The 11,865-nt window shown below is 39.5% G+C and carries 9 protein-coding genes; 5 read left to right on the top strand and 4 right to left on the bottom strand.

Annotation, left to right across the window (positions count from 1 at the left end; genetic code table 11):
- Positions 1 to 598: 598 nt before the first annotated feature.
- The gene (locus tag ACZZZI_RS18400) at positions 599 to 1,096 is read right to left on the bottom strand and encodes a hypothetical protein (RefSeq protein ID WP_463490516.1); all 498 of its coding nucleotides are present in this window, start codon (positions 1,094 to 1,096) and stop codon (positions 599 to 601) included.
- 505 nt (positions 1,097 to 1,601) lie between these two features.
- On the opposite strand from ACZZZI_RS18400, the gene ACZZZI_RS18395 reads away from it, so the two are divergent.
- From ACZZZI_RS18395 to ACZZZI_RS18385, 3 genes are all read left to right on the top strand, one after another.
- A complete protein-coding gene (locus tag ACZZZI_RS18395; RefSeq protein WP_463490514.1) occupies positions 1,602 to 2,243 on the top strand; it encodes a LuxR C-terminal-related transcriptional regulator in 642 nt (213 codons plus the stop codon).
- Positions 2,244 to 2,258: 15 nt separating this feature from the next.
- On the top strand, positions 2,259 to 2,483 hold the full coding sequence (locus ACZZZI_RS18390; protein WP_463490512.1) for a hypothetical protein: 225 nt from the start codon (positions 2,259 to 2,261) through the stop codon (positions 2,481 to 2,483).
- A 267-nt stretch (positions 2,484 to 2,750) separates the two neighbouring features.
- Positions 2,751 to 4,580: an AAA family ATPase gene (locus tag ACZZZI_RS18385; RefSeq protein ID WP_463490510.1), complete on the top strand. Its 1,830-nt coding sequence runs from the start codon at positions 2,751 to 2,753 to the stop codon at positions 4,578 to 4,580.
- Positions 4,581 to 4,910: 330 nt separating this feature from the next.
- Here ACZZZI_RS18385 and ACZZZI_RS18380 read toward each other — a convergent pair whose 3' ends face one another.
- The 3 genes from ACZZZI_RS18380 to ACZZZI_RS18370 all read right to left on the bottom strand — a co-directional run bounded on the left by ACZZZI_RS18380 (position 4,911) and on the right by ACZZZI_RS18370 (position 7,370).
- Positions 4,911 to 6,107, bottom strand: a complete 1,197-nt coding sequence (locus tag ACZZZI_RS18380) for a sensor histidine kinase (RefSeq protein WP_463490508.1) — start codon at positions 6,105 to 6,107, stop codon at positions 4,911 to 4,913.
- A gap of 128 nt (positions 6,108 to 6,235) precedes the next feature.
- Positions 6,236 to 6,967, bottom strand: coding sequence for a LytR/AlgR family response regulator transcription factor (locus tag ACZZZI_RS18375; protein ID WP_463490506.1), 732 nt, complete (start codon positions 6,965 to 6,967; stop codon positions 6,236 to 6,238).
- Between the two features lie 151 nt (positions 6,968 to 7,118).
- Positions 7,119 to 7,370: a helix-turn-helix domain-containing protein gene (locus ACZZZI_RS18370; RefSeq protein WP_344764115.1), complete on the bottom strand. Its 252-nt coding sequence runs from the start codon at positions 7,368 to 7,370 to the stop codon at positions 7,119 to 7,121.
- Between the two features lie 638 nt (positions 7,371 to 8,008).
- On the opposite strand from ACZZZI_RS18370, the gene ACZZZI_RS18365 reads away from it, so the two are divergent.
- Complete coding sequence (locus tag ACZZZI_RS18365) at positions 8,009 to 8,587, top strand: TlpA family protein disulfide reductase (protein WP_463490503.1); 579 nt, start codon at positions 8,009 to 8,011, stop codon at positions 8,585 to 8,587.
- Between the two features lies 1 nt (position 8,588).
- Positions 8,589 to 11,858: a SusC/RagA family TonB-linked outer membrane protein gene (locus tag ACZZZI_RS18360; protein ID WP_463490501.1), complete on the top strand. Its 3,270-nt coding sequence runs from the start codon at positions 8,589 to 8,591 to the stop codon at positions 11,856 to 11,858.
- The last annotated feature ends 7 nt before the right edge of the window (positions 11,859 to 11,865 follow it).

The raw sequence follows: 11,865 nt of genomic DNA, 5'->3' as shown, positions 1-11,865 counted from the left end.
GTCAAAAAGCATCAAAAGGCTTTTAAATGTTGAAAATAATTCTGCTGATCGGCACTAACCAGGTTAAAGCCCAAAACCCTGAGGGGTTGTTTGTTAAAGATTAAACTTTGCAGTGGCCAGGTTAACGATATCGGTATTATCGATGCTGCCAGTGGGGGTGAGTTCCTGCTCATAGATTTGATATAATGGATGGAATACGTCCAAAAATACGCTGAAGTGATGGTCATGGTCCTTGTTTTTTAACGATCCAGGGGAGACGTTATTGGATTTCAATTAAATTCAGGAAGGTGTAAATCAGGCCCATGAAATCTTGATAATCCTCGAGTATTTTGATTTTATTTAGGATTTCATCAGCAGGCCGCTTGTTTAAAATTATGCCATCGGCGCTGAGCTGCTGCTCTAATGTTTTAGTAAGCCGTTGTTTTTGTTCTGGAAGGAATAGGTTTTGATCAGTCTGGTCTGGTATTTCTCATGAATCTTTTCTTTCCATTGCATGCCGCTTTAATACTGTTCCCTAGCGGAGGTAAAGGGGGCTCTGAATTTGAAATAGTCAGGGACATTTCCGTTTTCATCGATGCCGTAGTGTTCGTGGTACAGGTTAATCAGGTCTCTCGAAAACATAGAGCTTAGCATGTTCCGGATGTCCAATTTTTTCTCCTTTAAATCCTTTTTTGATGAGTAACTTGCTAATCATGTTCATGATAAAAGCATGGCTTATAATCAAAACCTTTTTTTCGTTATTAGAAAGAATTTTTTCGACTTCAATCATTATTCGCCGTTCCAAAACATCTTTTTTGTGCAGCTGAGTTTTATGGTTGAAAAGAATTGCAATTCGAAATAATAGACCCCAGAGCAAGAAAGGCAATCGAATATCGTATGCGAAAATTGGTGATATAGAAGGCTCATTAAACCCAGAAGAAGAGTGGAAATTTGCTCCATAAATCTTCTCAGCCGTGAGCACAGCTCTTGGCAGTTGCGAGGAATAACATTTTTCCCAATCGTCGCACAATTCTACATCAAAGATATTAAGCTCAGTGGATGTATCGTATTCTTGAAACCATTTTATGACTTGAGATTGTTTAACAATTCCTTTCAAAAAAGGCTTTTTAACTGCGTAGTGTAAATCGGTGTTGCCTGCTTATCTGCATTTGCAAAGAATTCTTCAAGTTTCTGTACTTCTTCCCTGGTCATGCTGCTAATTTAAGTAAATAAGAAAATAGGATAGGTGCTTGTTGCTAAGTTTAGGTTTGATTATAACAAACCTACTAAATATTGATGCTGTCCCTTTTAGGCTAGGCTTTCCGCTAATCTTTTGTTCCAAAGGGATGCCGCTGCAATCCCTGACAGAAAAATGGTGGAAGTTCTTGAGGTTAGGAACGAGAAACGTTCAACAATAGCTACTTCACAGATATCAATAAAGGAGTTTTACGATATAATTGGTGAGAAAACAATTGTGTAGGTAAATTGCTCATGTACCTTTTCAAAACTAAATTTATTATGAGCATAAAAATTGCACCTTCTAGCTTTAATATTTGCGTTTAATACGCAATTATTTTTGCGTCTAATTTGCAATATTTATTTCTATTTCATAAATTTGCTGTATGAATCCAAAAAGATTAATCGTATTTGACAGTAGTGAACTATTTCGAAAAGGTTTGCTATCACTACTTCAGCAGGTCATTGGGGGCTTTATTTACGATTTCGACCCGAAAGAAGCCGAGCAGATACGGAGTAAGTTTTTTATATCTGATAAGCCAGACTTGCATATCGTTAATTTTGATAAAGGAAATGTAGATGATGAACTCGTCATGAAAACGCTACGCAGTATATGGCCAGAGTCAAAAATTTTGGTTTTAAGCAACTCTTCTGAGCCTGATAACATAATATCCGCATTAAAACTTGGTGCAAACGGTTATCTATCAAAAAATAGTTCCCTAGAAGAACTGAAAAATGGTATAAATACTATTCTTGAAAGGGGGTTTTTCATAAATGAGTATGTTACAGGCCAGATTTTATCCGCATTACGGAATGACGCAACTCCAACATTAGATCTAAACGGACGCGAGATTGAATTTATCAACCATTGCGCTACAGAGATGGGTTATCAGGAAATTGCTAATTTGATGGATGTTAGCCCAAGGACGATAGACAATTATCGTGCAGGGCTGTTCGCAAAATTGAATATAACTACCAGAACTGGGTTGGTTGTTTATGGTATTAAGCACAATTTGATTAAAATTTAATTTAAAATAGAATCGATGGGAGTCAAACCTACACCTCCACCAGAAGAATCTTTCTCAGTTAATCTATGGGGACTCAAGGTTGACTGCGTCAATCCAGGGTTTAAAACCATTATTTTGGTTGTTATCGTATTTGCATTCTTTTTCTTTATTTTACAACGGATTCCTATTTCTAAGGATACCCTAGAGCTCGAAAAGAATATTCCTGAAAGACTCAAAAGGAGTTTGTCCATAAAAAAGTAAATGCTTCAAATCTAGATGTACTGCCGTTGCTTAATTTCTTTCCTCGAATTGAGAATACTTCTCAGTATTACGTTGTTGTCAAAAATATCCAGGTAGTGCTCTCGAAAACCAGATAGCTGCTCAAGTTAGATGAGCAATTTCAAATGAGAAAAGACTCATTTTTTTCTCAATGATTTTTCTATTTTTACGTGCTCTCCTTTCCCTCTTTGTGGTCATGTTTCTAACATTGTCATTGGATCCGAATTGGTTTGCCTAAACAATCCAAATATGGAACTGATAAAAGACTCAAAAAAACTCGTTGACATTTATGATGCCTGCCTGGCTAACCGCCCGGCTGGAGTTGACCTTGCTGATATGGATTCATGGAGGGGAACGCTCCTGGAGCTCAACCAGATTGTTGTCAAAAAAGGCGACAACTATAATTTCATGAAAAGCATCATCAATTCCTATAATCTTTTTATGGAGGCCATTCCTGTGATTAAGAACTCGTATGATGACCTAGACCTTTTTGAGAAACAAGAATTTATCACACGCATCACGACAGACTACGAAGTCATTTATGAACGGTTACAGAAACTTAAATTCAATCTTTCCTTCTATAAAAAATTCGGTTTCTTCGACAACCATGTTGTTGCCGTCGGTGCGAATGGAAGCGGTAAAACCTCCCTTGCCGATAATTTAAGGGAAAACCTGAACAATAATGGTTTGGTGATATCGGCGCAGCGTGTGTTGTTTATCCCGGAGCTGGATAAAATACCCATGGCAGAGACCAGTGCAGAAAGATGGTCAGCGATGAACCTGAAATCCAGGACTTTCAAAAACATAGAAGACTTTCTGGAGATTAAAGAAGAGTTCGGTTTTGTCATGGAAAATCTCATTGCAAAACATTACAGCTATGCGATCCATCGGCTGGACGAAACAGTTCCAGAAAAACGTTTGACAACTGAACTGGAAAGCACGCTGGAGATTTGGAACAGCGTCTTCGATCATAGAAAGCTAAAACTCGTCCAGGGTATTAAACTCATGGTCTTCCAGGGAGTGGAAAGCTATGAACCGATAAAACTCAGTGAAGGGGAGAAGTCTGCCCTTTATTTGATCTCACAGGTCATCCAGGCACCCAAGAAAGGATTTATTATCATTGACGAACCCGAAATGTACCTCCATAAAACCATTATATCCAAAATATGGGATAAGCTCGAACACCATAGACAGGATTGTACCTTCATCTATTTAACCCATGATCTCGATTTCGCCGAAAGTCGTCACAGCGCGGCCAAAGTCTGGCTAAAATCCTTCACCTACCCAAATGTATGGGAAATCAACTCCATTCCTAAAAATAACATTCCCCAAAAACTAATGCTAGAACTGTTGGGAAGCCGGAAAAACATCTTGTTTTGCGAGGGCAGGAAGGGAAGTATTGATGAAAATATCTACCGTGCACTGCTTCCTGATTTTACCATCATGCCAGTTGAAGGCTGTTTGAACGTCATCAATTTCACCAAAGCATATAATAAAATTCCGCACCTGAATACCAAAGCATATGGTCTCATCGATTCCGATCACCATACCAGTCAAAGATTACAGGGATTAAAAGAGCACTTTATTTTTAACATTAAGCTTGCAGAGGTAGAGAATTTATTTCTGGATGAAAAACTGCTCGAACTGGTTAGTCTCAGGCTCTACAAAGATCGGGTGGCTCAGATCAAAGAAGACGTCATTAAAGAACTGGAAAAGGAAAAGCAATTACAGACTTCCAGATTTGTGACCAATAAAATTAATAACATATTCAACGACTCCCATGTCGAAAAAGCGAATTCTAAAGAACAGATCGAACTAAATCTGTCTGTGTTCAATTCAAAGATTGATATTGACTCCTGGCATTCCGAAAGACTGGATTATATTGAAAACATTATCAGGGAAAAAAACTATGCTGAAGCCATATCCATATTCAACAATAAAGGACTACTCGGAATTGTAGAACGTAATTTCGGGATAAAAGGTTATACAGACTTTGTTCTAAAACTAATTCTTGAAAAGCCGGAGGCTTTAACATTGGTAAAGGCCTTATTACCCGCGGAACTGGTCACATTGGCTTAACTTAACGAATTGCCATAACAATGACTATTCTATTGGGTTCAAATGTTGACTGAGTGAATAGTACGACAAAGACGGCCCAAAAAAGAAAAGGCCTGCAATTTTGCAGGCCTTTTTCCCTTATCTTGATGCTTAAAAATACTAAGCCAATTCAAATTCATTGTGGTCCATTTGGATGGAGATTTTAACGCGCGCATTTAAGACCTTGAAGACCTTTGATATTAATGAAATGCTCGCATTGTCATATTTTTTTTCCAATTTAGAAATCTGTGATTTACTCTAGCGCCCTCAACGAACCCATACTTTAAATTATTAACTGTCGGATTTATTGATTTATATAACTTTAACTGTAATCATTAATTTGAAAAAATCTTCATTGGCTTCAATTTCAAACTTTGAACTGTCTGGATATATCAATAAAATTCGTTGCCGAATGTTTTCCAGTCCCTTACCAAAACCATTATTCTCCTTATTTCGATTTATTAAATTCCATGAAGCTAAAATTAGGGTGTCTTCTACAAGTGATAAATTAATGATTGCTGGATGACTTTGGTCTGTGTAAATGCCATGCTTAAAGAGATTTTCTGCAAGAGTTAATAAAATCAAAGGCACAAACTTTACTGTTCTTATTTCATTTTGGTATGTAAAGCTTATGTTTAATTCATCTTCAAATCTCGTTTGATGAAGTTTGATTAAATTTTCAACTTGGTCTATTTCTTCTCCTAATTCGATTAAGTCATTTGTATTTTCACAGTTTACACTGAATCTCATAACATCTGAAAGTGTCATAACCGCTTCGGCGGTTCGAGGTGAAATAATATGAATATCTGTATAAATTGCGCTCAAAGTATTAAAGAGTAAATGAGGATTGATTTGTGCTTTTAAATAAGCATTAGTTGCATGACTGAGTTTAACTTCTGTTTCCTTTTGTTTCAGCATATAATTTAGCCTGGCCTCTTCCAATTGTGCTCGTGATAAAATGGACTTTTTGTACTCTTTGAAAAGATAGTAGAATGCAGAGAAGCCCATAAACTGCAAAACTCGCCACAACACCCCAAATGCATACCGACTGTTTAGTATGATTTCATCAAAAAGCAGCCATGAAGTATGCTTATTTATATAATAGTCAACAAAGTAGTTAATCACCAGATAACATGCGTAAATGATGAACAAGGATATTGGGAGTTTCCAAAACCAAGCAAATTTCTTTTTAAATACTAATGGGTAAACAAGGTCTCCACAGAGATAGAACAGCAAGATGTTTAATATGTAATGCACAAAATAAATACCAGGCCTTCCGAAAACCCCAGAAGCCAATCCAACAACTGTAATTTCAATCGGTATGAAAATCAACCAGCTCCTGATGTGTATTTTATAGGTGTTGAGTTTTTCTAATATTTTCTTCATGTAGGCAATATTCGCTTTGGTGTAAACACCGCTACCCGCAGTGTAATAACTTTTATTAGGGGTAGGAAACAGGCTAGTTTCAAGAAAAAAAAACATGAAACAAAGCCCTAAAAAGTTGGTCAAAAAAACAGTATTTGTTTATCGATCAGCACCGCAACAAGAAGGTCTGAGCACAGACCCTACAGCAACGAGTATAATTATTATTTCTACAGGCACCCATGCCGTTAACAGAAAGTAAGAATTATTAAAGATTATGTTCGGCCGGACATTAATGTTTTTTCTTCCAGAAATTTTATTAAACCATTCTTATAAAAGGTTCCCATCTGCACTTGGTAACCGCTTCCTAAATTTATGGTGTTGCCCACAATCTTCTCGATTTTACGCGCATTGATAACATGGGATCGGTGAACCCGATAAAATAAGTCTGAGCTCAATAGTTCTTCTACTTCTTTGAGGGTTAAGTAAACCAGTTGTTCACATTCTGTTGTGACCATATTTACGTAGTTTTTAGCACCTTCAAAATACAGGATGTTTTGCTTATGCACTCTGGTTAGTTTTCCTTTCTCACCAGTTTTTATAAAGACAATATTTTTTCCTGGCTTTTCTGCACTTGAGAAGTCGGTTTCAATTATATTCATTAGAACTGTTGTGAATTTGGATAACTTTATTGGTTTCACTAGGAACTGAGTGGCTCTTAAATCAAAAGCATCAATACTATACTGTTGATATGCACTTGTAAATATGATTGCCTTTGATTTAGTTTTTAATTGTACCGCCAATTCAATACCATCTATGTGGGGCATTTCAATGTCTAGAAATATAATATCTATTTTGTCTTCTGGGTAAATGCTTGAAAGTGCCTTGAGGGGGTCTGTAAAAGTCTTTACAAGTTCAAGTGCTGGAATTGTTTCGATGTATCCAGTAAGGAGGGTAATTGCGTGTTTTTCATCATCAATGATAACACACCTTAACTTATTTTTCATAAGCTGGGAGAGTTTGGTTAATAAATGGACGATTTATATCATAGAAATAAATAAAAGATTAAAGGAAATGATTAATAGAGGAGTGGACTTAAACTAAAGTTTAGGAAACTATCATTTATAAATTGTGCTGGAAATCTTTATTCTAAACTTCCTACTGTAATTTATAAGTTTCATCACCGAGATCTGTCATAATCTCAGTTAAATTTATTTCTAAACCAGTACAAATTTCAAGCAAGGTTGAAAACATAAAGTCCTCTTTAGCATTTTCGATATCACTAATCTTGGCTCTATCAATTTTATCACATTTGTTTGCAAGTGCTTGCTGAGACATTTTTTTCAATGACCTGTAATACCTTACGTTTTTTCCTATGACTTCATAAAGATTTCGGTACTGAATTCTCATTAACTGAAAGTCGAAGTTTTGAGGAAAATATATCGTGGCAATATTGCCACATATTTATTTTTTTGTTATATTTACATCATTGTAAGATAATTAGCGATTGCTAATAAAATTAACGTGGTATTATTCAAGAGTCTCGATTGCAAATTCTGACAAGTTGCCAATTGAAAGAGACAATAGATTAATGCCCATGACTATATTTTGCGTACTTTCGTACACACTATAGAGTTGTGGGCTCTATTGTATATCGTTTCATGGGTCGTCAGAAACCTGCAATCCGGTATTTAGAGCCCTGCTATAGTGCCCTTAATACAAGACTCGTATAACCAATACGGGTATGGATCAAAAACATTGCTTTCGGAATTATTTCAAACCATTAATATCTAAATTTAATGGTGGGGATTGCTTTGTGTCTGGTTTCCCGAATTTTCTCTGTTTCCTTTCTTTGGCTCCTCGAGCTTGTCCTTTCGACAGGTTGTATGCGCTGAAGCCTAAAAATCCTGTTTAATTTTTTCCTGTGACGACGGGGCGGTTATATCTGAATTGTAAATTGGGTATAGGTTCGGCTGTCCCGTTGTTTTTTACTTTGCCCGTTTGATCTGGATGGGCTTTATTTTTTTTAATCAACTAACTGAATTTTTATGAAAAAATCGATGATCTTGATCGTCATGGCTGTGCTTTGCCTTTTTTTAGGTGTTTCTGCGCAGGGTCTTAAACCATTAGCTAAAAATATTGATGAACTTAAACCACTTAACATTGGTGAAAAGGTGCCTGATCTGGAATTTGATCAGGCGCTGAATATGCCTGGTGGTAAACTCCGGTTTTCTGATTTTAAGGGGAAAGCATTAATCCTGGATTTTTGGGGTACCTGGTGCGGGGCCTGCCTGAAGGCGATTCCGCATGCGCAGGAGGTTCAGGATAAGTATGGCAAAAATGTGCAGGTTTTATTGATTAATGATTCGGCAACGGATTCGCTGCATATTGTGAGGGAATTTCTGGAGAAAAGGAAAAGGGACAATCAGGAGATCAGGTTGCCGGTGATATTCACGCATTCCAAGGTGACCAGAAAACTTTTCCCGCACAGGCACTATCCGCATTATGTGTGGATTTCTGCGGATGGCCGTATTAAGGCAATTACCAGGGCGGAACAACTGGAGGAGGACAGTATTGAGCGGTTGATTGCGGGTCTTGACATTCACATTCCAGTTAAGCAGCCGTAATATGAGATATACAAATGTAATGGAAAAGGGCAGGAGGCTGCTGATCCTTGTTTTAGCGAGTATAATCATTCTTGTTTTGTCGACTTTGACGGCCTTTAGCCAGGTTAAGGGTGAAAAGCCGGTATCTGGAAAACTCAAAGGGACGATTCTCCTGGCTGATTATGGAGATAAGGGATTATCTGAGGTTAGGGCAAGCGGGGGAATGACCGGTACAGATTCCGCGGGGCACTTTGTGGTGAATATTAAAAAATTTCCGGATACGGTCCGCATTAGTTCTACTGGTTATGTGCCGACAACGAGAATCATTAAAAGTCTGGCAGACCTGGACAGGGCGTTTTCGGTAAAGCTGGTTCCTGTATTGTACGATCTGGGTATTGTTGATATCAATACCGGTTACCAGAGGGTTAAGGCGAATGAAATCAATGGAACGGTTTCGGTGATTGATAAAAAGATGCTCAATGAGCGGACAGGGACGAATATTCTGGACAGGATACTGGGACAGAGTTCGGGTGTCCTGTTAAATGTTGGTAAAACCAGTGGCAACCCGCAGAACAAAACAGGTATTTCCATCAGGGGGCTGGGTACCATCAATGGCCCGCTGGACCCGCTGATTGTGCTCGATGGTTTTATCTATGAGGGTGATATCAGTAATATTAACCCTTTTGATATCGAAAGTGTGTCCATCCTTAAGGATGCTGCTGCCTCATCGATTTATGGCGCAAGGGCGGGGAACGGGGTAATTGTTTTAACCTCGGTCAAAGGGAAGAATAACCAGAAGCTTATCGTGTCTTTCAATGCGCACTCGACGATCCGCGCCTTACCTGATTTATACAGCTATAAGCAGATGGACGCTGCTGATTATGTAGATGTGGAGCAGTTTTTGTTTGATAAGGGATATTTCGACAGCAGGATTAATACGCCATATTTAGCGCTGACCCCTGCGGTTGAGATTCTACTCGCCCGGCGCAAGGGAAGTCTTAGTGCTGCGCAGGCTGTTTCGCAGCTGGATGCGCTGAAGCAAATCGATGTCAGGAAAAGTTACCTGGACGAATTTTACCGCCATGCCCTGACGCAGCAGTATGGACTGAACCTTCGGGGTGGTGGAGAAATCCATAACTATTATCTTTCCGGGACTTATGATGATGTTAAGGGGGAAACGAAAAATTCCTCAACAAGGGTTAACCTGATTTTGAACCAGGATTACCGGATTTCGAAGAGGTTAAAGGCGATTACCAGTTTACGTTTATCTTCTTTGTCTACCAGGTCAGGTGCGCCTGCCTATAATTCAATAACAAGTGGTGGCCGTCTTCCGAGCTATCTTTCTTTCAGGAATGCGGACGGTACTCCGTTGCCGGTTGCTTTTGGCTACCGCGGTGCTTATACGGATACCGCGGGAATGGGGAAATTGCTGGACTGGAAATACTATCCGGCCGAGGATTATAAGCATACTACGGTAACCAGGCAGCAAAAGGAAATATTTGGTTCACTGGCTTTAAATTATAAAATCCTTTCGTTTTTAAGTGCGGATTTAAGTTACCAGTATCAGTTTCAGGATGGCAACTCCAGAACACATGCTGATGTACAGGGGTATCAGGCCAGGAACCTTATCAACAGCTTCAGCCAGATCAACCGTTCGACTGGCGCAATCCGGTATGTTGTGCCCAATGGAGGGAGTCTTTCCACTTCGCGAGATGAGGTCAGCTCACAGACGGCCCGCCTGCAGTTTGACTTAAACAAGAATATCGGTGTACATTCCATTAATGCCATAGCTGGTTTTGAGGGGCGGCAGGTGGAAACATTGGGAAGTGGAAATGTTGTTTACGGTTATCAGCCTGATCCGCTGACTTTTGGGAATGTGGATTTCACAACGGGATATCCTAATTTTTTAACGGGCAGTACCGCGTTGATTCCGTCTTCTGCGAATTCCCTAACGAGTACAAAATACCGTTTTCTGAGTTTTTACGGGAATGCATCCTATACTTTTAGAGGTAAATACAGGCTTTCGGGTAGCTTGCGCAGGGATGGTTCGAATATTTTTGGTGCCAATACAAATGATAAATGGAACCCGCTCTGGTCAGCAGGGCTTGGCTGGTCCCTTTCGGATGAAAGCTTTTACCATATTGACTGGCTGCCGGTGCTGAACCTGACGGGAACTTTTGGGTATAGTGGTAACGTGGATCTATCCAGGACGGCATCAGCTGTTGCGTTATATAGTACCAATACGGTTACCGGGCTCCCATATGCAAGGGTAAGGACCATTAACAATCCGGATCTGAGGTGGGAGCAGCTTTCCCAACTGAACTTCAAGGTTGATTTCGGATTGAGGGAGAACCGCCTGCGGGGAACGGTAGGTTATTTCCGTAAACGTGGTACGGATTTATATGCTCCGGCTGCATTCGATTATACCGCCTGGGGCGGGGCTGCAACGATTGTGAAAAACGTTGCTGATATGGAAGGTTATGGTATTGATGCGGAGTTGCACTCGGTTAATCTTAAAGGTGCTAAGTTCGGGTGGAATACAGATTTTTATTTCAATTATAACAGGAACAAAACATTGAAATATTATAGCCAGTCATCTACAGCTGCGATATACAATCTGGTTAACAGCGGGACTGGTATCAGTCCGATCGTTGGCATGCCCCTTTATGCTGTGGCTGCATACAGATTCGGGGGACTGAATGGTAGCGGGAATCCTCAGGGTTTTGTCAATGGAAAGCTGAGTACGGATTATAACGCGATCTTTGCCGAAGCGAGCAGTTCAGGGAATAATATCGACTTTATGGGACCTACAAGCCCGGTTTACTTTGGATCACTGGTCAACTCCTTGCGTTACGGGAATTTTAGCCTGTCCTTTAACTTAAGTTATAAGTTTGGCTACTATACCACCAAATCTTCAATCAGCTATAATTCGCTGGTAAATTCGGGAATTGGGCATGGGGATTATGCCAGTCGGTGGCAGAAGGCTGGTGATGAGCGGATCACAAATATTCCTTCTTTCGTTTATCCGTTAAACAGTTTGCGGGATACCTTCTTTGGTGGGTCTACCGAAAACGTGATTAAAGCTGACCACCTCAGGCTTGATTATGTAAACCTGACTTATCGCCTGAATACTTCGAAATGGAACTTTCCTTTCCGGAGCCTGGATGTGTTTTTGAACGCTTCTGATCTGGGGGTGTTGTGGCGGGCTAATAAGCTTGGTCTTGACCCGGATTATCCCAGAACCTGGGGTATCAGTAAAGGTTACACGATTGGTGTTCGGGGCAGTTTATAATTTAAAT

The sequence above is a fragment of the Pedobacter sp. AC190 genome (assembly GCF_979258025.1).
The sequence above is the reverse complement of the archived record's forward strand: the minus strand, read 5'-3'. Positions and strand labels throughout refer to the sequence as shown.

Bases quoted from the DNA above. Each gene is read 5' to 3' on its own strand.
- ACZZZI_RS18395 (WP_463490514.1), top strand. From the start codon at position 1,602: ATGAATCCAAAAAGATTAATCGTATTTGACAGTAGTGAACTATTTCGA.
- ACZZZI_RS18390 (WP_463490512.1), top strand. From the start codon at position 2,259: ATGGGAGTCAAACCTACACCTCCACCAGAAGAATCTTTCTCAGTTAAT.
- ACZZZI_RS18385 (WP_463490510.1), top strand. From the start codon at position 2,751: ATGGAACTGATAAAAGACTCAAAAAAACTCGTTGACATTTATGATGCC.
- ACZZZI_RS18375 (WP_463490506.1), bottom strand. From the start codon at position 6,967: ATGAAAAATAAGTTAAGGTGTGTTATCATTGATGATGAAAAACACGCA.
- ACZZZI_RS18370 (WP_344764115.1), bottom strand. From the start codon at position 7,370: ATGAGAATTCAGTACCGAAATCTTTATGAAGTCATAGGAAAAAACGTA.
- ACZZZI_RS18365 (WP_463490503.1), top strand. From the start codon at position 8,009: ATGAAAAAATCGATGATCTTGATCGTCATGGCTGTGCTTTGCCTTTTT.
- ACZZZI_RS18360 (WP_463490501.1), top strand. From the start codon at position 8,589: ATGAGATATACAAATGTAATGGAAAAGGGCAGGAGGCTGCTGATCCTT.